The following is a 21,857-nucleotide window of genomic DNA, read 5'->3' on the forward strand; positions in this document are numbered from 1 at the left end:
GAATCATCACACCCGCGGCGGAGCGCGGGGTGAGGGCGGGGCGGGTGGGGCCGGTCCGATTCGGTCTGGTCAGGTCAGGTCGAATCAGATCGGGCCGTGTCGGATGGATCGAATCAGGCCGGATCGAATCAGACTGGATCGAATCAGGCCGGCGCCGCGGCGGGCTCGGCGCGGCGGCGGTAGAAGTCGAGGATGACCTCGCTGAAATCGCCGATCAGCCAGTTCGCCAGCGGCACCGTGTACCAGTTGAAGCCGGTGCTGACCCGGTAGTCCATGCGGATGGTTAGTTCAGTGGCGGCGCCGCGCGGGGTCAGGGTGTAGCGGGTGTCGAGCAGGTCGAAGTAGGGGCCGCCGATGCGGACGTGATCGTCGAGCGCGCCGGCCGGGACCGAATCGTCTTCGAACAGGTATTGCCAGCGCACGTACTGCCGCGGCTTCCAGTCGGCCGACACCTGCTGGAAGTGGATGCCCTTGCCCATGCGCACCTCGCGCACCAGCCCGTTCTCGGTTTCGTGGGTGAGACCGGCCAGCGGCGTGGGCACGCCGATGCGGTACATCCAGGCGCGATCGACTTCGCTGGCCTGGATATGGTCGGCGTCGAGCAGCACCTTCCACACCTCCGCGGGCGCGGCCTGGATCAGCACGCGGCGTTCGACGTGTTCGAAGCGTTGCGGGGTGTCCTGGCCGACGCCGAGCATTCCCAGCACCAGCGGCAGGGCGACGAAGCTGTAGACCGTCGGGGTTTTCGAGCGCTCGAGCCGGCGGCAGATCGCGCCCATGACCACGCCGCCGAGGCCGCCCATCACCGCGAAGATCGGCATCACCATGACCACGCAGATCGCGCCTTCCAGCAACAGCAGCATGCTGCCGAGCACGCACAGCGAGACGCTGAGCACCGGCATGAAGAAGTGATATGTGGTGCTGCGCGGTTTGATCCGTTCGGCCAGATACACCGTGACCGCGCCGATCGCGAACGGCGCGAGCACGATGAAGATCCACAGCATGGTCGCGAACGCATGGCCGGGTTGGCCGTTGAAGGCCAGGCGCAGCAGCAGCCCGATCAAGGCGCCGCCGAACAGCGGCGAGGCATGCACCAGCAGCCACACGCTCGGATCGCGACGCGGCGGTGCGGCGGCTTGTTCGAGCGGTGGTGGAGACTGCGGCAGTTCGGGCAGATCGGGCGGTTCGGCAGTCATGGTCAGGCTCGGTTGATCAAGGCAACAGGTTTCGCGCGGCCGGGCATCGGCGATGCAGCGGGCAATGGGTTGGGCGCTGGATCCAGGCGATGCAGTTCCTCGCGCGGCGGCAGGTCCTCGGGCAGGCGCAGATCGCGCACCAGCCCCAGCCGCTCGCAGCCGCGCAGGAACCACCAGCCCGGGTCCCATTCGCCGGCATACAGGCCCAACCGCGCCGAGCCGGGAAACGCATGGTGGTTGTTATGCCAGCATTCGCCCATGGTCAGCAGCGACACGAACCGCACATTGCGGCCCTGCACCGCGGCGCCGCGCACTTCATGGTGCATGCCACCGTGGTTGTGGGCGAAATAACCGACCAGCCAATGTCCGAACACGCCCGCGGTAACCCGTGCGCACACGCCCCAGAACACCCAGCCCCAGCCGCCGATCGCATAGAACGCGAGTGCCCACGGCAGGTGCTGCAACATCCAGGTGCGCTGCAGAAAGCGGTAAAAACGGTCGTCGGCGATGCGCGCTTCGATCTCGATCCGCGGTGGCTGCGCCAGACGCAATTCGCAATGCAACTGCCACCACGCATCGACGTGGAAGCGGCGGCGATGAGCGAGGTAATCGTGGCAGTCGGGCAAACGTTGGGCGTAATCGCGCAGGTCGTGAGTGCGCACCAGCCTGATCGGCCCGGCCAGGCCGACCTGCACGCCGCAGTAGACCAGCAGGTATTCCATCCATTTCGGGCAGGCGAAACTGTCGTGGATCAGCTTGCGGTGCATGCCCAGCGAATGGCCGAGCAGCAGCACCGTCGCGGTGGACACCACGAACAGCGCGAACGCCGCCCACGTGAACGTCGCGATGCCGCCGACCACCGCGGCGATGGCCATGGTCGAAAACCACAACGAGCGCACCGGTTCCCAGACCACGCGGCCGTCGCTGACGCCGCGGATCGACGCGGCGACTTCGGTCTGCGCCTGGACGCGATGCGATTGCAGACTTGCGGGCAATGCGTTCATGACCTCTCCATGGTGGAACTGTAGCTGCGCGCGCGATACAGGCGCGACCTCCGCGAGCGGTCGGGTGCGCGGACCGGCATCGCCTTATGTATTCAGCAATTAACTAATTTGCTAAATGATTTGCCTGGATGGCGGGAGGCGTCAAGCGCGGGCCGACGAGCGGTTGCCGCGCGAGCGCTGGAGACTTCGCTGGTGACGGGTGGTTGCGCGGTGCTCGGATCGAAAGGCGTCGGGCCTGAAGGCCCTGTCACTGAGACCTCGCGCTTCGTGCCGGCCTGAAAAGGCGGCGCGATCGGGCGATGACGCCGCAAGCAAGCGACGACGCGGCAAGAGCCGTTAGGATTTCACGATTTCACGATTTCACGATTTCACGATTTCATGGCGTCATGGCATGGCCGTGACGATCGTGATGTTCATATGGATGCGGAGGCAGGAGTGAAAGTGAATCTCGAAGTCCTCGACCTCAGGTCCCTGGATATCGACGACCTGCCCGCATGGCGCCCCGCGTCTCCCGCGGATGTCTACCTGACGGTAGAGCTGGAGATCGGCGAGGTCGGCGTATCCGGCGGGCACGTGTTTCAACTGCTGGTGGCGACGCCGCAGGGCGTGAGGGGGCACCATCAAGGCAAGGCGCTGGAAGCGTACACATCGATGCGAAAACGCGGGAAGACCCTCGACATCGACGCGCTGCTCGTCGTCGACCCGTATGAGTGGACCTGCGTGCATGCCGCGCTGCTGCAGCGGGTGGCGTCGTGCGAGCGATCGACGTGGGCCGAATCGCTCGACTGCCTGCGCACGAAATTCTTCTGGGAATACGAAGGCGTCGAATACCGATAGCGGCGCCGGGATCGCCAGGCGTCGCGAACTGAGCTCAGCCGTATTCGATCGCCAGCACTTCGACGTTGAGATCCCCGGCTGGCCGTTTCCATACCGCGCTGTCGCCGACTCGCGCGCCATGCAGGCTGCGCGCCAGCGGCGAAACCCAGCTGATCAGGCCATGCTCGGGGTCGGCTTCGTCTTCGCCGACGATGCGATAGCGGTGTTCGTTGCCCTCCTCGTCGATCAATTCCACGCGCGCGCCGAACGCGACCCGGTCGGGCGGCTGGCGTTCGGGCGCGATGGTGATCGCGCCGAGGATGCGCGCCTGCAGCCAGCGGATATCGCGATGGACGTGGGCGCGTTCGAGCTTGACCCCGACCCGTTCGCCGCCGCCGTCGTCTTCGCTCGCCGCGGCGATTTCCGCGTCGAGCGCGGCCAGGCGGCGCGAGGTGTCGTCCAGGCGCGAGCGCAGCAACGCCATGCCGCGCGGGGTGACGTAGTTGGGATGTTCGCTGATCGGCAGCTCGGGCAGATCGCCGGTGCTGTCGTCGCCATCGCCTTCCTTGACGAAGGCGCGGCTCATGCGGAAACGGTCGGATCGGGCATCGGTCCAATGTAGACGAATCGAGGTTGCATCGGGGTGAGCGATGCGATCGGACCGAATGTGCAAGCTTGTGGATTGTGCGGTCTATTGCCCGGTATCCATGGACGCATATCCGCGCGCGCGTTCACTCGACGAAATCGTAAAGCCGATAGATCCACGATAATTGATACAGCAGGCTGACGATCACGAAGATCCGATGAAAGCGCAACGAACGGGTGCGCATGGCGATCAGGCACATGACTACATAGGCCAGATTGCGCAATGGGTATTCGATGCCGAAGGCCTCGAAATACGACCGGCCCTTGATCAGGGTATCGCCGAAGTCGATCACGTAGGTCACCGCCATGATCCCGAAGAACCAGGTGCGCCGCGACAGGAAGTAATCCTGCCAGCCCTCGTAGTCGCCGATGTCGTCGGGAAACAGCAAGGTGCATAGCAGGAACAGGACCACGACATAGGCGATCAGAAACGCGAACGACACGAAGCTCCACTGCGTCAGGTGCACCAGGCGGAACTCCCACCACCAGAAGTGCGCGAGCAGGGTGAACATCGAGATCGCCCAGCCGATATGCACCCAGAACACGCGTTCGCGGCCGGGATGCTGGACGAAGCGGGCCAGGCCCTTGAGCAAGGTGGTGATGGCCAGGCCCAGCACGATGCCGAGCAGGACGCGGATATGCAGGAACTGCTCCATGGGACGGCCTCCGGATCGGTGGCGGTGGGGAGTTCTGAGGCGCTGCGGTGACAGGATAGGACGATGTGGGGCGGGTGGGGGCAGCGAAGCGATGCCCGGTACCGTCGATATCCCTGTCTGAATGTTCTACGCCGGAGCCAGGATGCCGCCACGGACGGGTTTTCCGGGCGGGTGGCGCCCGAAGCTGCGATCATGGCGCATGACCGATCAACTTCCGCCCGCCGCCGCCGTCGCGGCCGCCACCGCTTTCGATTCCCTCGCCCTGAGCCCGGCCCTGCTGCAGGGCGTGGCCGCGCTGGGCTATACCGTGATGACCCCGGTGCAGGCGCGCGCCTTGCCGGCGATCCTGGAAGGCCGCGATCTGATCGCGCAGGCCCCGACCGGCAGCGGCAAGACCGCGGCGTTCGGCCTGGGCCTGCTGCAGCGGCTCGATCCCGCCGCGATCCGCACCCAGGCGCTGGTGCTGTGCCCGACCCGCGAGCTCGCCGATCAGGTCGGCAACCAGTTGCGCAAGCTGGCGTTCGCGATCGCCAATCTGAAAGTCTCGGTGCTGTGCGGCGGCATGCCGCTCGGCCCGCAACTGGCCTCGCTGGAACATGCGCCGCATGTGGTTGTCGGCACGCCGGGCCGCCTGCAGGAATTGCTGCGCAAGAAGGCGCTCAAGCTCGACGGTGTGCGTACCCTGGTGTTCGACGAAGCCGACCGCATGCTCGACATGGGCTTCGAGGAGCCGATGCGCGAGATCGTCGCCAAGACCCCGAAGACCCGTCAGAGCCTGCTGTTCTCGGCGACCTTTCCCGATGCGATTCGCGATCTCGCGCGCGCCGCTATGCGCGAGCCGCTCGAGGTCACGGTCGAAGGCGAGGCCACCGCGCCGCAGATCGAGCAGTATTTCTATGAGGTCGAACCGACCCGCAAGACGCCTCTGCTCGCCGCGTTGTTGCTCGAATACCGGCCCGAATCGTGCGTGGTGTTCTGCAATATGCGCAAGGACACCGAGGAAGTCGTCGGCTCGCTGAGCCATTACGGCTTCACCGCGCTGGCCCTGCACGGCGACATGGAGCAGCGCGATCGCGATGAAGTGCTGGTGCGGTTCGCCAACCGCAGCTGCAACGTGCTGGTCGCCAGCGACGTGGCCGCGCGCGGGCTCGACGTCGAGGACCTCGGCGCGGTGGTCAACTACGACCTGCCGACCGATCCGGACGTGTACGTGCATCGCATCGGCCGTACCGGCCGCGCCGGTCGCGGCGGCGTCGCGCTGAGCCTGTGCGGCCCGCGCGAAACCGGCCGCGCCCAGCAGATCGAACAAAACCAGGGCGCGCCGTTGCACTGGCGTCGCGCCGAACCGCTGAGCGGCAAGGCCAAGAACGCGCCGGCCGCGCCGATGGCGACCTTGCGCATCGACGCCGGCAAGACCGACAAGCTGCGCCCCGGCGACATCCTCGGTGCGCTGACCGGCGATGCCGGTCTGAAGGCCGAGGCGGTCGGCAAGATCAATGTCTACGCGACGCGTTCCTACGTCGCCGTCGCAACCGGCCAGGCCGGCGCGGCGCTGGCGCGCTTGCGCGAAGGCAAGATCAAGGGGCGCAAGTTTCGGGTCAGTCGGATTTGATCTTTGCGTTTGCGTTTGCGATTGCCTAGCGACAGCGGTTGCCGGATCGCCGCAGGCCGACTGTAGGAGCGGCGCGAGCCGCGACCGCGCCACCGCGGTTGCGTCGTAAACGCGATGTCACGGTCGCAGCTTGCGCAGCTCCTACAGGGCGTGATCGTGCCTACGTCGCGAGATGGCAATAGCCGCCGTCGCCACAGCATGGCGCTGGGCACGCCGTGAACGCGATGCGCCGCGCGCCCCATGGCGGCGACGCATCGCGACCATTCACCGCAATGCGCGCACCGTCACTGTCAACGTATCCGGATCGCCCGAACGCGCCGCGCCGCTGAAATCCTGGCCGCCGCTCGGCGACACGTCGTCGTAGGGAAAGGCGTAGCCGCGGTTGTCGGGCAGGCGCTCATGAACCAGTCGCGCGTAGTGGTTGGTCTGCGCATTGCGGTAGAAGCGGCTGGCGACTTCGCCCTGCGGCTGGTTGGCGTTGTCGAGCAGGGTGGTGCGATTGAGCGCCGCGGCCAGGCGCGGAATGATCGCCTTGCGCACCTCGCTGGCGCCGGCCAGGCTGAAGGGGCCGCTGTCGCAGCTGAGCACGTCGGCGGTGCTCGGACGGGCGAAGGTCTCGCCGTTGTTGAAGCGCAGCAGGCCGTCGCCACCGACCCGCGCGGTCAACACGCCGAAGCCGGACTGGGTGTCGACGGTCAACGTGTTGGATGCGTATTTGCTCCAGACCGAGTTGATGTAGCCGCTGAGATAATTCTGGAACCGGCTGGCTTGGTAGTGCGCGCTCATCGCGCGCAAGTTGCGGCCGTCGCTGCCGCGCTGGATCAGCGAGTTCCAGGCCGAACCTTCCTGGCTCGCCTGTTGTTGCAACGCGTAGCAGATCGGATCGAGCGAACCGGCCGGCAGACCCGGAATGGTTTCGACCCGGCCCGACAGCGAGCGCAGCGACAGGCCCAGCGGCGCGGCGACGAAGTCGACGTAGCTGATGTTGGAGAACAGCTCCCACTCGTTGAAGGTGAACTCGGCGAAGGTCCAGTTCTTCTGGAAATTGGTGTCGCTGGTGTTGAGGAAACTCGGGTGGACCACGGCCGGGCCGGGATTGACGTAGAAGTTGAGCTTGCTGCCGGTGACCACGTAGATGCGCGCGCCGTACATGCGCGGCACCGCGACGCGCGTCGATGAGCCCTGGCCGCCGAGCGGGATCGCGCAATCCGCGCCGAGCGGGGTGACCGGCGCCGAAGGCGAGGGCGGGTAATAGCTGCTGCCGTCGGCGCGCACGAACAGCGGCTGGTTGTTGGAGAAACCGACTACGTAGGCGTAAGCGGTGTTCTGACCCGAGGCGTTGACCAGGTTGAGGGTGAAACGCGCGGGCGTGGCGGCGAGGGCCGAGCGCGACACCAGCGGACCGGCGACGCCGGCGGCGAGCGCGGCGGCCGAGGCACCGAGGAAGTTGCGGCGAGTGACCATGCGATGGGGCTCCTGAGCGAGGCAAGCCCCTGGGCTTTCCCGAGCTCGGCCACGGGCCGGATCAGTCGGGGCGACGCGCGAGGCGCCGCGAAAAGCATGAGAGCTTGACGTGGATGGGCGTGATCGCCCGCGACGCGATCGCCCGCGCGCCTGCGCTCACGGCCCGCACCATGTCCTATAGCTGACAGCGCTGTCAGTGATCGGGGGCGCAGATCGGCAAGCGTGAACGGGCGAAGGCCCGGGTGCGATGCGCGATGCTGAACGGTGGTCCGGTTCGCGCCGATGCGGCCCGCATCGAGGGCTTGCCGGATCGGTCCGCTCGCGCGCTGTCCCCGCGCCGCGTGCTGCTTCATGAACGGCCGGGGTTCAGCCGCGCGTCCACATCGGCGATCATCGACAGCCGGATCGATCGATATCTGGACCGCGCCGCGCCAGGATGCGCGCCGCGAGGGGTAGAACGGAGTTGATATGCACGATGCAGCAAGCTTTATCGCGCCGCGTTCGTCGCGCGCACCACGCCGCGGCGCGGCTCGCACATTGAGCCGCCATGCGGCCGTGGCGCTGGCCTGGGCCACGTTTGCGCTGAGCTTCTCGGCTGCGGCGCAGATGTCGCCCGAACGCGCCGGCGCCAACCTCGACGTGCTGCATTACACCGCGCGGATCGAACCCGATATCGCCGCCCGCACGCTGCGCGGCGAGGTCGCGATCCGGCTGGCGATGCGTAGCGGCGGCGCGCAGTCGATCGAATTCGACGCCGGCGATCTGGAGATCGACACGGTGCGCGAGCACGGCAAGGCGCTGGGCTTCGAAAAGATCGACAAGCGCGTGCGCATCCGCCTGCCGATGCCGGCGGTCGCGGGCGAGCGTCGCGAGATCGACATCGCTTATCACGGCGCGCCGCGCCACGGCCTGGAATTCCATCCCGAGCGCAACGAGGTCTATACGATCTTCTCGACCAGCCAATGGCTGGTGTGCATCGACGCGCCGTCCGAACGCGCGACCCTGGACCTGACCCTGACCGTGCCCAGCGGCCTCAAAGCGGTCGGCAACGGCCGGCTGGTGGCGAAGTCGGCGCTCGGCGGGCGTCGCGATTCGTACCGCTGGCGTCAGGATCAGGCGATGCCGAGTTACGTCTACGGCTTCGCCGCCGGCCGCTACAACGAAGCCAGCGGCAGCGGCGAAAACGGCGACCTTCGCTATCTGTCGGGCGAGCTCGACAGCGCGCAACTGCGCCGGGTGTTCGCCGACAGCGCCGACATGCTGCGTTTCTTCGGCCGCCGCGCCGGCATCCGCTATCGCGGCCCCTACACCCAGGCGCTGGTGGCCAAGACCATCGGCCAGGAACTGGACGGGTTTTCGCTGATGTCGGAAGCCTACGGCCGCGAAGTGCTGGACAAGCCCGAGGCGCAGTCGCTGATCGCGCACGAGATCGCCCACCAGTGGTGGGGCAACCGCATCACCTGCCGCGAATGGGGCCACTTCTGGCTCAACGAGGCCTTCGCCAATTTCATGGCGGCCGCGTACATGCAGCACCGCTTCGGCGAAGACAGTTACCGCGAGCGGGTGGAGCAGTGGAAGCGGCGGCTGGACAAACTGCGCGCCGACGGCAAGGACCACGCGCTGGTGTACGCCTCGTGGTCGCGGCCCAGCGCCGACGATCGCGCGGTGGTGTACCAGAAGGGTGCCTACGTGCTGCATCTGCTGCGCGAAGAACTCGGCGAGCGCGCGTTCTGGCGCGGCATCCGCGCGTACACCCGCGCGCATTACGGCCATTCGGTGGTGACCTCGGATTTCCGCCAGGCGATGGAGCGCGCGAGCGGGCGCGATCTGTCGGGGTTTTTCGCGCGCTGGGTGGAGTCGGGCGAGGGTATGGCGAAGTAGGGCATCGGCCTCACCGAAGCGACGCAACCCCACTGTAGGAGCGGCGTGAGCCGCGATCGCGACATCTTGCCTGCGACGCTGGCGAGGGTTCGCGGTCGCGGCTCACGCCGCTCCTACCCTTTGGGACGTGGCGATCGCGAACGTCGTGAGCGCGACACGCCGGCACCGGCTCGCGATCCGCGGGTCCCGTGATCGTGCCTGCATCACACTTCACGTTTTCGGCTCGGACGCTGTGCGCAAACAGGCGTGTTGGCTTTAGGCTAGGCGATCGCCCCAGCCAGACCCAGCAAGGACTCACGCCATGACCCAGCCCCGCCTCGCCCCCCGCCGTGCCCGCCTGCACCGCGCCAGCCTCTACAGCGCCTGCGCGCTATCGCTGGCCAGCGGCTTGTTCGCCGGCACCGCACTGGCCCAGGAGGCCCAGGACGCCGCTCCGGCGCCGGCACCGGCCAGCGAGGCGCGCACCCTGGAGACGGTGTCGGTGCTCGGTTCGCGGCGCAGTCAGCGCTCGTCCGACACCACCTCGATCTCGCCGGTCGATGTGCTGCCGATGGCCAAGAACGCCGAGGAAGGCGCCCAGTTCGACCTCGCCCAGTCGCTGCAATACGCCGCGCCCTCGTTCAACTCGACCCGCCAGAGCGGCGCCGACGGCGCCGACCTGGTCGACTCGGCCGCGCTGCGCGGCCTGGGCTCGGACCAGACCCTGGTGCTAGTCAACGGCAAGCGCCACCACACCACCGCGCTGCTCAATCTGTTCGGCGCGCGCAATCGCGGCAACACCGGCACCGACCTCAACACCATTCCGCTGATGGCGATCGACAGCGTCGAGATCCTGCGCGACGGCGCCGCCGCGCAGTACGGTTCGGACGCGATCGCGGGTGTCATGAACATCTCGCTGAAGAAGCGCAAAGGCTGCGAAGCGGTCGCCGGTTACGGCCAGTATTCCAAGGGCGACGGCGAGAACTGGCTGGCCAGCGCGTACTGCGGCTTCAGCCTGGGCAGCGACGGCAGCCTCGGCATCACCGGCGAGTGGCAGGACCGCGGCCGTTCCGACCGCTCCGAACCGGCCGGCAGCCCGCGCATCATCGGCGACTCGAAGGTCCGCAACGAAACCTTGTTCCTCAACGGCGACAAGCCGCTGACCGAGAACCTCGATCTGTACTTCACCCTCGGCGTGCAGAAGCGCGACGCATCCTCGGCCGCGTTCGCGCGCGACGGCCTGGGCTCGGAGGACATTCCCTCGCGCAACTCCGCGGCGATGTACCCCGACGGTTTCGTGCCCTTCATCGACGGCGAGCTCGACGACCGCTTCGGCATCCTCGGCCTGCGCGGCACCCTGGGCGAGTGGAACGCCGATCTTTCCTACACCCACGGTTACAACAAGCTGCGCTACACCATCAACAACACCCTCAACGCTTCGCTGGCCAATCTCGATCTGCTGGGCGGCGGCCAGGGCGTGAGCGCGCGCAGCTTCAACGCCGGCGGGTTCTCGTTCGAACAGAACACCGTCAACCTCGACATCAACCGCTTCTACGATCAAGTGTTCAACGGCCTCAACGTGGCCTTCGGCCTGGAACGCCGCGATGAGAAGTACAAGATCTTCGCCGGCGAACCGGGGTCCTACATCGACGCCGACGGCGTGGGCGTCGGCGGCAACGCCGGCAGCCAGGGCTTCCCGGGCTTCCAGCCCGGCGATGCCGGCAGCCACAGCCGCGACAGCTGGGCCGCGTATGCCGACGTCGAAGCCGACTTCACCGAGCGCTTCACCGCCGGCGTGGCGGTGCGATACGAGGACTACAGCGATTTCGGCAAGACCACGACCGGCAAGCTCGCCGCCGGTTTCCGCGCCACCGACACCTTGATGTTCCGCGCCTCGGCCAGCACCGGTTTCCGCGCGCCGTCGCTGCAGCAGAAGTACTTCTCCTCGACCATTACCGACTTCGTCAACGGCGAGCCGGTCGACGTGGTGATCGCGCCCAACGGCGGCACCATCGCCAATGCCGCCGGCCTGCCTTTGCTGACCAAGGAAAAATCGCGCAACTACACCCTCGGCCTGACCTGGTCGCCGACCGCGGATACGTCGTTGACATTGGATGCGTACCGCATCGACATTGACGACCGCATCGTGCTCAGCGGCCGCTTCGACACCACCGATCCGACCATCGGTTCGATCCTCGATTCGCTCGGCGTCGGCCAGGCGCAGTTCTTCGTCAACTCGGTCGATACCCGCACCGAGGGCGTGGACTTCACCTTCAACAACGAACGCGAACTCGGCAACGACTTCAAGCTCGGCACCTTCTTCGCCTTGAACCTCAACCGCACCAAGGTCAACGCGATCCACGCGCCGCCGGCCCTGGTCGGCCGCGAGGACGTGCTGTTGTCCGAGCGCGAGCGCTTGTTCATCGAGCAGGGCGCGCCGAAGTCCAAGGCCGTGCTCGGCTTCGACCTGTCGCGCGGCGCCTGGGACGGCAACCTCAAGCTGATCTATTTCGGCCCGCAGACCTTGGGCACGTTCTCGGGCACCGCCGCCGGCGTGCCGAACGCGCGCTACAAGTCCAGGAGCTCGGCCGACCTGAGCGTGACCTACGCGTTCAGCGAAAACACCAAGCTCACCGTCGGCGCCACCAACCTGTTCAACGTCAAGCCGAGCCGGCAGAACCCGGACGAAACCGACAACGGACACATCTTCGACAGCGTCCAGTTCGGTTTGAACGGCACGGCCTACTTCGTGCGCCTGTGGCATAAGTTCTGATCGCGCGACGCTGACGCGGTGGCGACAACGGCGATAAGATCGAAGCCATGAGCGCCGATCTTATCGCCCACCTGCAGGACGTCGCCTCGGACTTCGGCGCGCTCAGCGCGCGCCGGATGTTCGGCGGCCATGGCATCTACCACGATGGGGTGATGATCGGATTGATCTCCGATGACGTGCTGTATCTGAAGGTCGACGATCAAACCCGCGAGCGTTTCCGCGCGGCCGACAGCGAGCCTTTCATGTACACGCGGCGCGGCGAGACGGTGCCGACCAGTTACTGGTCGGTGCCGGAGGCGGCGATGGATTCGCCGCAGGATATGAAGCCGTGGTTGGTGCTGGCGTTCGAAGCGGCGTTGCGCAAGGCGAACGCGCCGCCGAAGAAGCGCAAGGCGGCGACGACATCCAAGGGCACCGGCGCGGCGAAGCAGGTTGCCGGGACGACGACGAAGTCGAAACCCAAGCCAACAGCAAAAACCGGGGCGAAGCCGAAATCCGCGCCGAAGAAATCCGCGATCAAGAAGGCCGCATCGAAGAAGGCCGCCCCGAAGAAAGCCAGACCGAAGCCAAAAGGCGCGCGCTGACTACGCAGCGGCAGTCGCTCAGCGGATGAGGCCGATCCATCGAAAGATGGCTTCGGTCACCGGCATGCCCGTGATCTTCGAATCAGCTTTCGTGCTCAGATCGGGCCGTACTTCGACCGCGACTTCCCAGTTGCCGCCGCCTTCGAAGTAAATGTCCGCGCCCTGCGCGACGATGCGATCGCCCGCTTTGAACTGCACGCTAATGTTGGATTCGCCGAGGGGTTCGACGTCCGCGTCCACGGTCTGCCCCGGCGCGATGCGCTCGAAGCGCTGGACGAAGCCCGCCCCGATCACTTCGACCTCGCGCAATTCGATGGCGGAATGGTTGGTGACGCTCAGCGGAGTATCGGAGCATCCGCTCAGCAACAACGCGGCGGCGATGGCGGCGATCGATTCCAGGCGCATGCGAGTTCCCACGAAGATTAGGCGGCGACCGCCGATTCGCGCTCGCCCCGGCAACGGGAACCCTGACCGGTCAACGTGAAGCGACGGCGAAGTCCGGACCGGCGAAGGCGGGTCGAATCATGGCGCGCCGCGCTTTCAGCGCTTATCCACCGCCAGCAACCAATCCAGAAACGCCTGCGCCGCCGGCCGCAGCCGCCGGTGCGAGGGATAGATCGCGTAGTACCCCCAACGCGCCGGCATCGACGGGCCGGGCAGGCGGATCAGCTGACCCGAGCGCAGGTACGGCACCACGATCTGCTCGCGCGCCAGCGCCACGCCGATGCCTTGCGCGGCCGCCATCATCGCGTCGGTGGTGTTGCTAAAGATGTAGCGTTCCTCAAGCTTGCGGCCATGCACGTCGGCGGCGCGAAACCAGTCGTGCCAGCCTTGCCGCGCCTGATCGGCGAGCAACGGCAGCTCGGCGATCTGCGCCGGCTCGGTCACCTGATCGATGCCGGGAAACGCCGGCGAGGCGACCGGGAACAAGGCGTCGTCCATCAGATGATGCGCGGTCAGTCCCGGCCAATGGCCGGCGCCGTGGCGCACGCCGAGGTCGGGGCCGCTGTCGTCGAAGCGGGTCAGCGCGATCTCGGTATCGACCCGCAACTGGATGTGCGGATGGGCGCGGGTGAATCCGCCCAGGCGCGGCAGCAGCCAGGTGTAGGCGAGCGAGTGCAGGGTGGTGATGCGGACCCGATCGCGCTCCTCGCGCGCCAAGCGCAGGCTGCGCAGCACGCCGTCCATGTCGGCCAGCGCGGTGCCGGCGGCATCGGCGAGCTGGCGGCCCTGGTCGGTCAGCGCGACCCCGCGCGCGTGGCGCTGGAACAGGCTCAGGCCGAGCCGGCTTTCGAGCTTGCGCACGTGGTGGCTGACCGCGCTGGCGGTCAGATGCAGTTCCTCGGCGGCGTGGGCGAAATTCTGATGCCGCGCCGCCGCTTCGAACGCCGCCAGGGCCGGCAGCCAGTCCGCTCTGAGCGCCATATCGAGCCTTGAGTAATATTTGTGGCTGGGTTCGAAAGTATGCGCTTGCATGACTTTGGCGGCCAGTCAGAATAGGCGTCAGGGAAAAGCCAGATTGTCGTCAGGGCCGGATTTCGAGCCACGACGGAACCGGCAAGTTGCTTGGCGGGATGTGCGGACGACGACAGCTTTCCGGTGTATCCGCACGCCGTTTACCGGCGACCTGCGGGTGATCCGAGCGGCCGCGAACCGCACTTGATTCGCGCTTTCGAACTTCACCGCGCGACGCGATGTCGGCGTCGAGAATTCGGATATCGCCGGCGCGCCGATCGCTGCACGCTGCCCCCAGATTCGCAAGCCGGCGCCCCCACGCCCCGGTACCGTCTTCGTCGCTTCGCGAGGTTCCCATGAGTACGTCTCCATCGCTCCGCCTGCCTACCGATGCGCAGCCCGCCGCCGCACCGACCGATGAAGCCGCGACCGTGCAGAGTTGGCGCACGCCGTTGGAACTGACCATCCTCGGCGCGATCTGGGGCTCGTCGTTCCTGTTCATGCGGGTGGCGGCGAAAGACTTCGGCGCGGTGCCGCTGGTGGAAATGCGCCTGGGCCTGGGCGCGCTGATCTTGCTGCCGTTCCTGTGGAAGGCGCGGGCGTCGTTCAAGGGCGCGATCTGGGCCAAGCTGGCGATGATCGGCCTGATCAATTCGGCGATCCCCTTCATCCTGTTCGCCTGGGCCGCGCAGCGCGCGCCGGCCGGAATCGGCGCGATCACCAATTCGATGGCGGTGCTGTTCACCGCCTTGGTCGGGTTCCTGTTCTTCGGCGAGAAGATCGGCACCCAGCGCGCGATCGCGCTATTGGCCGGATTCGCCGGCGTGGTCGTGCTGGCCAGCGGCAAGACCGCCGGCGCGAGCATCGGCTGGGCGGTCGCGGCCGGCTGTACCGCGGCGTTCCTGTACGGCATTGGCGCCAACTTGGTGCGGCGCCAGCTGACCGGCCTGCCGGCCGCGGCGGTCGCGGCGGCGACCTTGGGCACGTCGGCGCTGTTGATGCTGCCGTTCGCGATCGCCTACTGGCCCGATCATGCGATCCCGGCCAAGTCGTGGTTCTCCGCCTCAATGCTCGGCGTGGTCTGCACCGGCATCGCCTTCGTCATGTACTACCGGCTGATCCAGCGCATCGGCGCGGGCCGCGCGGTCGCGGTGACGTACTTGGTGCCGCTGTTCGGAGTGGCTTGGGGTTGGATGCTGCTGGGCGAGCCTTTGACGCTGACGATGCTGATCGCGGCGGCGTTGATTCTGGGCAGCGTGGCGTTGAGTCAGCGGGCGGCGAAGTAGGTTTCCTCCGGTCGCGCGCGGGACACTGGCTGGCCCGGGTAATTTCAATTCGTCATCCCCGCGAAGGCGGGGATCCAGAGACTTCAGAGTCCTGTCGCGGTGAAGCCCTGGATTCCCGCCTTCGCGGGAATGACGGGCAATAGCATTCATCGCGCCGGCCATCGCAATCGTCCTTCGCGGAGAATCCTTTGACCTCGACCCAACACCGCGTCCAATTCGACTTCGAAATCGAATTCAGCAACGGCGGCGGCCTGCAAGGCCAGGGCTTTCGCCTCGACATCGACGGCGACGACATCGGCGATGCCGAATTGATCGACTACATCGTGCGCGACCTGCGCCTGCTGATGGTCGGACCCGCGCGCATCCTCAACAAGACCATCCTGGTCGAGGCGCACAAGCGCACGGCCGGCGCGATCGAAGGCGGCGAGATCCGCTACATCGACCTGAGCCACACCATCGAAGACGGCCTGGTGACCTACCCGGGAATGCCGGCCACGCATATCTGCGACTACCTCAGCCGCGAGCGTTCGCGCGAGTTGTACGAGGAGGGCACCCAGTTTCAGATCGGGCGCATCGACATGGTCGCCAACACCGGCACTTATATCGACTGTCCTTCGCATCGCTACGAGAACGGCAAGGACTTGTCGCAGATCGGGCCGGAAGACTGCGCCGACCTCGACGCGATCGTGGTGCGCGTGCCGGCGTCGGTGCAGGCCATCGACGACAGCCATTTCCGCGACCTGGAACTGCGCGGCCGCGCGGTGTTGGTGCATACCGGCTGGGATGTGCATTTCGCCACGCCGGCGTATGGCGTCGATCATCCGTTCCTGACCGAAGCGGCCGCGCAGTGGCTGCGCGACTGCGGGGTCAAGCTGGTCGGGATCGACTCGGTGAATATCGACGACACTCGCGGCAAGTCGCGGCCGGTGCATTCGACCTTGCTCGGCGCGGGCATCTTGATCGTCGAACACCTGCGCAATCTGGCGGCGTTGCCCGACAGCGGTTTCAGCTTCAGCGCGGTGCCGCCGAAGGTGAAGGGCATGGGGACGTTTCCGGTGCGGGCGCTGGCGAAGATCGCTGTTGCTGTTGCATCGGTTGGCTGAGCTGGAGGTCTAACCTTTGCTGATCGAAAGGCGTCGGGGCTGAAGCCCCTCCCACAAAAGACCTCGTGGCAGCGAAGTGTGGTTGTTTAGAAGCGGCCAGGGTGGAGGTCCGATTGCATCGGATCGAACGGCGTCGGAGCTGAAGCCCCTCCCACAAAAGATCTCGCGGTAGCGAAGTGAGGTTGTTTGGAAGTGGGGCGGTGAAAGTTCGATCGCATCTGATCGAGCAGCATCGACGCTGAAGCGCTGCTGCAAATACTGCGAAGCGACGAGGTCTTTTGTGGGTGGGGCTTCAGCCCCGACGCTTTCCTGTCAGTTGTCGGCGATCGATCACGACGGCCACACCTCGGCGCCGACTACTGCAAATACGCCTGCAACGCCGCGATCGCCATGCGCACCTTCGCCGGCTGCGCATCGCGCTGCGCGGTCACTGCGAATACGCCCAGCGGCGGCATCGACCAGTCCGGCAGCACCCGCACCGCGCGACCGTCGGCCAGCAGCGGCGTCGCGTCGGGCTCGGGTAAGCGCACGATGCCCAAGCCCTGCAGCATCATTTCCATCAAGGTGCGCGAGCTGTTGCTGACGATGCGTCCGCCGACCCGCACCCGCCGCGCGGGCTCGCCGTCGCGATGCATGTCGACGTATTCGGGTTGGTTCATCACGCTCAGGATCAACATCGGATGTTGCGCGAGTTCCTCCGGCGTCCGCGGCAGGCCGTGTTCGCGCGCGTACTCGGGCGCGGCCACCAGCAGGTGCCGCCATTCGGCCATGCGCCGCGCGATCAGGTTGGAATCGGCCAGCCGTCCCACCCGGATCGCCAGATCGATGCGTTCGGCGATCAAGTCGATCTGGCGGTCGTCGGCGAACACCCGCAGCGACAGCGCCGGATAAGCGCGCAGCAACGGCGCCAGCGCCGGCGCCAGATGCGAGGCGAAGCCCACCGGCACGGCGATGCGCAACTCGCCGCGCGGCTCATCGCGCAGATCGCCCAGGCGGCCGTCGGCATTGCGCGCGGCGTGCAGCATCGCCGCGCAATCCTCGTAATAGGCCTGGCCGATTTCGGTGGTGGTGAGCTTGCGGGTGGAGCGGTGCAGCAGCACCACGCCGGTCTCGGCCTCCAGTTGGCGCAGCTGCTGGCTGACCGCGGACGGGGTCATGTCGAGCTCGCGCGCGGCCGCGCTCATCGAGCCCAGCTCGACCACCCGGGCGAACAGGGCCATGCGCTTGAGGCGGTCTATCGTGAAGTCCAGCTTCATGGTGATAGCGTCCAGGGCCGGATTATCGGCTGGCTTGTTAGCGAGCAGACTATATCCCGTCCCATCCACCACAGGAGTTCCCCATGAACATCGTTCTGATCGGCGCCACCGGTTACGTCGGCCGCGCCCTGCTCCAGGAAGCGCTGCAGCGCGGCCACCGCGTCACCGCCATTGCCCGCGACACCGCCGGTTTGCCGGCCCACGACGGTCTGAGCGCGAAGGCGGCGACCATCGACGGCGGCGACGCGGCCACGGTTGCGGCCTTGGTACGCGGCAGCGACGCGGTGATCGCCTCGTTCAACGCCGGAGGCTGGAAGAACCCGAATCTCGGCGCCGAGACCGTCGCCGGTTACGCTCAGATCGTCGCGGGCCTGAAGCAGGCCGACGTGCCGCGCCTGCTCGTGGTCGGCGGCGCCGGCAGCCTGGAAATCGCGCCGGGCCAACAGGTGCTCGACCAGCCCGGTTTCCCGGCCGAATACCGCGACGGCGCCGAGGCGATGCGCAGCGTGCTGAACACCTTGCGCGAGGAGCGCGATCTCGACTGGACCTTCCTGTCGCCGGCCGCGCATCTGGTGCCGGGCGAGCGCACCGGCCGTTACCGCATCGGCGGCGATCAGTTGCTGGTCGACGCGCAGGGCGAGAGCAACATCTCGGTGCAGGACTATGCGGTGGCGATGATCGATGAGCTGGAGCAGCCGGCGTATTCGCGCAAGCGGTTTACCGTGGCTTACTGATCTTGCAGGCCGGCATCCCCGCGAAGGCGGGGATCCAGAGGCTTCAGCGTCATCTTTCCAGATGGTCATCCCTGCCAAGGCGGGGATTCCGAGATTTCAACGTCATCCTTCAAGACCGTCATTCCCGCGAACGCGGGAATCCAGTGACTTCAAGCGTTCTCGCACGAAAGGCCCTGGATGTTCGGCTGCGCCGAAGTAAAGCGGAGCCCGTGTTCGCGGGAATGACGGTAGGAAGGAGGCATCGGTGTCGGAAGTTCGGAAAAAAAAGCGCAGCGTCGAGCGAGGCAACCAAGCCCCTCACCCCACCGCCACCACCAACGCCTCACGCTGCTTCGCATCCAACATCACCCCAACCCCGGCCTTCAGATTGTCGCTCTGATTGCGCGGTTTCGACGTCGCCGGTATCACCACCGTTACCGTCGCCTCGCTGAGCACGAATTTCAGCAGCAACTGCGCCCACGAATCCGCGCCAATCTCGATCGCCCACGCCGGCAGCGGCTTGCCTTTGACCTGGGCGAACAAGCGCCCGTCCTCGAACGCGCGATTGACCATCACCGCGATGCCGAGTTCGCGCGCGAGCGGGAAAATCGTCCGCTCAGCGCCGCGCGAAACCACCGAATAGTTGATCTGCACGAAGTCGGGCTTGAGCGCACGCATCTCGTCGGCCAGTTCGGCATGCGCTTCGTCGCGGTAGTGGGTCAGGCCGATCAATCGCACCTTGCCCTGTTGCTTGAGCTCGCGCGCGAGCGCGAACTGGACGCGGGTGTCGCGCAGGTTATGCACCTGCAACAGGTCGATGCGATCGGTGCGCAGCCGGCGCAGCGATTCGCCGAATTGCCGCCGTCCTTCCTCGATGCCGCTGACCCCCGACAACTTGGTCGCCAGGAACAATCGATCGCGCAGCTTGGCCTCGGTCACCAGATCGCCCAGCGCGTCTTCGGCGCTGGAATAGGTCGGCGCGGTATCGATGACGCTGGCGCCGGCGTCGACGAAACGCTTGAGCACTTCGCGCAGCGGTGCGCGCGCGGCCTCGTCGCGGCCGACTTCGAAACTGCCCGAGGTGCCCATGCCGATCACCGGGATCGATTCGCCGGTGCTCGGGATCTTGCGCTTGAGCAGTGGGCCGACGAAGGGCGTTTCGGCGGGCGCGGCTGCCGCGGCGTTGGATGCCGGCGGCGGCGATTCTTGACTGCAGGCGGCGAGGGGTGCGAGCGCGAAACCGGTGGCGGCGAGCGAGGCGGTGCTGAGGAAATCGCGACGAGTGGTCATGGGTGGACTCGTTGGAAATCGCAGTGGCTGATGAGGGTGGCGGGTGGTGAGTGGACGGGCGATAGAGGGCGGCGGCGGACGTTGCGTTGGCGCGGTCGCGGCTTGCGCCGCCCCTACAGGGGCCGATGCGGGAACGGCGCGAGTGGCAAATGCGCGACGCGGTCTCGTGAGCCGACTGTAGGAGCGGCGCAAGCCGCGACCGCGACACTACGATTGCGGCGCAACCATTCGCCAAGCGACATCATCAAGCCAGATCAGACCCAACGTCGAGCAACGCCAACCCATCACCGTGCGCCCAACTTCTGCAACAACCGCATCGCCGCAGCGGGATTTCGCTCCTTCGCCGCGCTGATGAAGTACACGAACACCTCCCGCGCCGGACCGGCGGCGAGCGGCGCGGCGACATGCGGCAAATCCGGATTGTCCTCGCCGCGCGCCCAAGCCTTCGCGCGTCGCGCCCAGGCGTCGAGCTCGTCGTCGGGGTAACCGGTCGGAATGCCCGCGCGCGAACCCATCAGCCGGGCGTAGACGAAATCGCCGGTGATGTCGGCCAAGGAGGGGTATTGATCGGAATCGGTGAACACCGTGGCGATGCGCCGCTCGCGCGCCAGCGCCAGGTAGTCGGCTTGTAGGAAACCGGGATGGCGCACTTCCAGCACGTGCTTGAGCGGACGGCCCTCGAGCGTGCGCGGCAGCGCGTCGAGAAACGCGGCCAGGTCGTCGCGATCGAATACGCGGCTGGGCGCGAGTTGCCACAGGATCGGCCCGAGCCGCTCGCCGAATTCGGCCAGGCCGCCTTCGATGAAGGCTTTCGCGCCCGACGCGGCCTTGGCCAGCGCGCCGCCCTGAGTGATGCGGCCGGGCGCCTTGAGCGAGAACACGAAATGCTCCGGCGTTTCCGCCGCCCACTTGGCGTAGGTCGCCGGTTTCTGCGCGCTGTAGAAGGTGCCGTTGATCTCGATGCTGCTGAGCTGACGGCTGGCGTATTCCAGCTCGCGCCGTTGCACCAGCTTGTCGGGATAGAAATTGCTGCGCCACGGCACGAAGGTCCAGCCGCCGATGCCGCTGCGGATGCCGTCGATGGGTTTGACCCCGGTGTTGCCGGCGAGCGGATCGGCCGGCGCGGCCGCGGCTGAGGCGAACAGGTCGCCGCCGGAGGCGGAGGCGTCGTTGGATTGGCTGCGTTTGCGATTCATAGGTTCCACGGGTTGTAGGTGCCGAACCACCACAGGCGGCCTTCGAGATCGCGGCAGGTGTAGGCGCGTCCGCCGTAATCCTGGTCGGCGATGTCGACCACGATGTCGGCGCCGGCCGCACGGGCGCGGGCGTAATGTTCGTCGGCGTCGCTGACGACGACCGAGCAGGCCTGAGTTTCGCGCCCGCCGATCTCATCGGGTTGGACGATGCGTTGGCCCCAGTCGCTGGCGTTGTCGACCGAGCCGAGCATGATCATGCCCGGTCCGTAGGTCAGTTGGGCGTGGTGGACGATCTCGCCGTCGGCGTAGACGGCGTGTTTCTCGAAACCGAAGGCGCGGCACAGCCACTCGATCGCGGCGGGCGCGTTGCGGTAGCGCAGGGACGGGATGATCGTGCTTCCGGCGATGGGATCCATGGGGCGCTCCTTGAGACCGAATGCGGGCGGCGTGGACAGCGCGAAGCGGACGTGACACACGTCAGGCGACGAGGATAACGCCGCGGCGTTATCCTCGCGTCTTCATCGGCGAAGGGAGTTTCGGACATGACCCAGTATTCGGGCGGCTGTCACTGCGGCAAGGTCGCCTACGAGGTCGAGGGCACGATCGACCAGGCGATCGACTGCAATTGTTCGATGTGCCAGCGCCGCGGCGGCCTGCTGTGGTTCGTGCCGCGCGGCAATTTCAGCCTTAAGACCGATCCGGCGGAACTTGGGACGTATCACTTCAACAAGCATTCGATCGACCATCATTTCTGCAAGAGCTGCGGTATTGCGTCCTTCAGCCAGGGGCAGATGCCGGATGGAACGAAGATGACCGCGATCAATGTGCGGTGTCTGGAAGGGATCGATTTGAAGTCGGTGAAGGTCGTGCCGGTGGATGGGCGGTCGTTTTAATAAGGCATCGGCTTGGCGCTGAGATTGCGTCGTGCCGTGGTGACGGAATCAACGT

The 21,857-nt window shown here is 66.5% G+C and carries 20 protein-coding genes; 9 read left to right on the forward strand and 11 right to left on the reverse strand.

Annotation, left to right across the window (positions count from 1 at the left end):
• Positions 1 to 143: 143 nt before the first annotated feature.
• Together ASD86_RS12720 and ASD86_RS12725 are read right to left on the reverse strand one after the other, a co-directional pair.
• Positions 144 to 1,196, reverse strand: coding sequence for an SRPBCC family protein (locus ASD86_RS12720; RefSeq protein ID WP_056110973.1), 1,053 nt, complete (start codon positions 1,194 to 1,196; stop codon positions 144 to 146).
• A gap of 2 nt (positions 1,197 to 1,198) precedes the next feature.
• Entirely contained in the window at positions 1,199 to 2,200 is a 1,002-nt protein-coding gene (locus tag ASD86_RS12725) for an acyl-CoA desaturase (RefSeq protein WP_082578313.1), read from the reverse strand.
• A 441-nt stretch (positions 2,201 to 2,641) separates the two neighbouring features.
• Between ASD86_RS12725 and ASD86_RS25950 the strand changes: the two genes are divergently transcribed.
• Positions 2,642 to 3,037, forward strand: a complete 396-nt coding sequence (locus ASD86_RS25950; protein WP_162253661.1) for an Imm8 family immunity protein — start codon at positions 2,642 to 2,644, stop codon at positions 3,035 to 3,037.
• A 34-nt stretch (positions 3,038 to 3,071) separates the two neighbouring features.
• Here the strand turns inward: ASD86_RS25950 and ASD86_RS12740 are convergent, their stop codons facing one another.
• Together ASD86_RS12740 and ASD86_RS12745 are read right to left on the reverse strand one after the other, a co-directional pair.
• Positions 3,072 to 3,602 carry a GreA/GreB family elongation factor gene (locus ASD86_RS12740; RefSeq protein WP_056110978.1) on the reverse strand — a complete coding sequence of 177 codons (531 nt, stop codon included), beginning with the start codon at positions 3,600 to 3,602 and terminating at the stop codon, positions 3,072 to 3,074.
• 145 nt (positions 3,603 to 3,747) lie between these two features.
• Entirely contained in the window at positions 3,748 to 4,317 is a 570-nt protein-coding gene (locus ASD86_RS12745; protein ID WP_056110980.1) for a hypothetical protein, read from the reverse strand.
• A 199-nt stretch (positions 4,318 to 4,516) separates the two neighbouring features.
• Between ASD86_RS12745 and dbpA the strand changes: the two genes are divergently transcribed.
• Entirely contained in the window at positions 4,517 to 5,929 is a 1,413-nt protein-coding gene (gene dbpA, locus ASD86_RS12750; protein ID WP_056110983.1) for an ATP-dependent RNA helicase DbpA, read from the forward strand.
• A 264-nt stretch (positions 5,930 to 6,193) separates the two neighbouring features.
• Here dbpA and ASD86_RS12755 read toward each other — a convergent pair whose 3' ends face one another.
• Entirely contained in the window at positions 6,194 to 7,393 is a 1,200-nt protein-coding gene (locus tag ASD86_RS12755) for a glycoside hydrolase family 64 protein (RefSeq protein WP_056110985.1), read from the reverse strand.
• A 468-nt stretch (positions 7,394 to 7,861) separates the two neighbouring features.
• Here ASD86_RS12755 and ASD86_RS12760 point away from each other — a divergent pair, with 468 nt between their 5' ends.
• The 3 genes from ASD86_RS12760 to ASD86_RS12770 all read left to right on the forward strand — a co-directional run bounded on the left by ASD86_RS12760 (position 7,862) and on the right by ASD86_RS12770 (position 12,610).
• Positions 7,862 to 9,274 carry a M1 family metallopeptidase gene (locus ASD86_RS12760; protein WP_157476574.1) on the forward strand — a complete coding sequence of 471 codons (1,413 nt, stop codon included), beginning with the start codon at positions 7,862 to 7,864 and terminating at the stop codon, positions 9,272 to 9,274.
• 301 nt (positions 9,275 to 9,575) lie between these two features.
• Positions 9,576 to 12,026: a TonB-dependent receptor gene (locus ASD86_RS12765; RefSeq protein ID WP_082578315.1), complete on the forward strand. Its 2,451-nt coding sequence runs from the start codon at positions 9,576 to 9,578 to the stop codon at positions 12,024 to 12,026.
• 47 nt (positions 12,027 to 12,073) lie between these two features.
• Positions 12,074 to 12,610 (forward strand): TfoX/Sxy family protein, encoded by a 537-nt coding sequence (locus ASD86_RS12770; RefSeq protein ID WP_056110987.1) that lies wholly within the window; start codon positions 12,074 to 12,076, stop codon positions 12,608 to 12,610.
• A gap of 18 nt (positions 12,611 to 12,628) precedes the next feature.
• On the opposite strand, the gene ASD86_RS26730 is transcribed toward ASD86_RS12770, so the two are convergent.
• Entirely contained in the window at positions 12,629 to 13,015 is a 387-nt protein-coding gene (locus ASD86_RS26730; RefSeq protein ID WP_056110989.1) for a hypothetical protein, read from the reverse strand.
• Between the two features lie 135 nt (positions 13,016 to 13,150).
• Positions 13,151 to 14,035 carry a LysR substrate-binding domain-containing protein gene (locus tag ASD86_RS26735; RefSeq protein ID WP_056110991.1) on the reverse strand — a complete coding sequence of 295 codons (885 nt, stop codon included), beginning with the start codon at positions 14,033 to 14,035 and terminating at the stop codon, positions 13,151 to 13,153.
• A 386-nt stretch (positions 14,036 to 14,421) separates the two neighbouring features.
• Between ASD86_RS26735 and ASD86_RS12785 the strand changes: the two genes are divergently transcribed.
• Positions 14,422 to 15,351 (forward strand): DMT family transporter, encoded by a 930-nt coding sequence (locus ASD86_RS12785; RefSeq protein ID WP_082578316.1) that lies wholly within the window; start codon positions 14,422 to 14,424, stop codon positions 15,349 to 15,351.
• 188 nt (positions 15,352 to 15,539) lie between these two features.
• Positions 15,540 to 16,454 (forward strand): cyclase family protein, encoded by a 915-nt coding sequence (locus tag ASD86_RS12790; RefSeq protein ID WP_056110993.1) that lies wholly within the window; start codon positions 15,540 to 15,542, stop codon positions 16,452 to 16,454.
• 356 nt (positions 16,455 to 16,810) lie between these two features.
• On the opposite strand, the gene ASD86_RS12795 is transcribed toward ASD86_RS12790, so the two are convergent.
• The gene (locus tag ASD86_RS12795; protein WP_200957251.1) at positions 16,811 to 17,710 is read right to left on the reverse strand and encodes a LysR family transcriptional regulator; all 900 of its coding nucleotides are present in this window, start codon (positions 17,708 to 17,710) and stop codon (positions 16,811 to 16,813) included.
• A gap of 83 nt (positions 17,711 to 17,793) precedes the next feature.
• On the opposite strand from ASD86_RS12795, the gene ASD86_RS12800 reads away from it, so the two are divergent.
• Positions 17,794 to 18,444, forward strand: coding sequence for an NAD(P)-dependent oxidoreductase (locus tag ASD86_RS12800; protein WP_056110995.1), 651 nt, complete (start codon positions 17,794 to 17,796; stop codon positions 18,442 to 18,444).
• 297 nt (positions 18,445 to 18,741) lie between these two features.
• Here the strand turns inward: ASD86_RS12800 and ASD86_RS12805 are convergent, their stop codons facing one another.
• The 3 genes from ASD86_RS12805 to ASD86_RS12815 form a co-directional block, all read right to left on the reverse strand.
• On the reverse strand, positions 18,742 to 19,713 hold the full coding sequence (locus tag ASD86_RS12805) for an aldo/keto reductase (RefSeq protein WP_056111000.1): 972 nt from the start codon (positions 19,711 to 19,713) through the stop codon (positions 18,742 to 18,744).
• 284 nt (positions 19,714 to 19,997) lie between these two features.
• A complete protein-coding gene (locus ASD86_RS12810; protein ID WP_082578317.1) occupies positions 19,998 to 20,909 on the reverse strand; it encodes a DUF72 domain-containing protein in 912 nt (303 codons plus the stop codon).
• Positions 20,906 to 21,325 (reverse strand): VOC family protein, encoded by a 420-nt coding sequence (locus ASD86_RS12815; RefSeq protein WP_056111002.1) that lies wholly within the window; start codon positions 21,323 to 21,325, stop codon positions 20,906 to 20,908. Before ASD86_RS12815 ends, ASD86_RS12810 begins: the two co-directional genes overlap by 4 nt.
• Positions 21,326 to 21,451: 126 nt before the next feature.
• On the opposite strand from ASD86_RS12815, the gene ASD86_RS12820 reads away from it, so the two are divergent.
• Positions 21,452 to 21,802: a GFA family protein gene (locus ASD86_RS12820; protein WP_056111004.1), complete on the forward strand. Its 351-nt coding sequence runs from the start codon at positions 21,452 to 21,454 to the stop codon at positions 21,800 to 21,802.
• Positions 21,803 to 21,857 lie beyond the last annotated feature (55 nt).

It is taken from the genome of Lysobacter sp. Root690 (assembly GCF_001427785.1).
GTDB lineage: Bacteria > Pseudomonadota > Gammaproteobacteria > Xanthomonadales > Xanthomonadaceae > Lysobacter.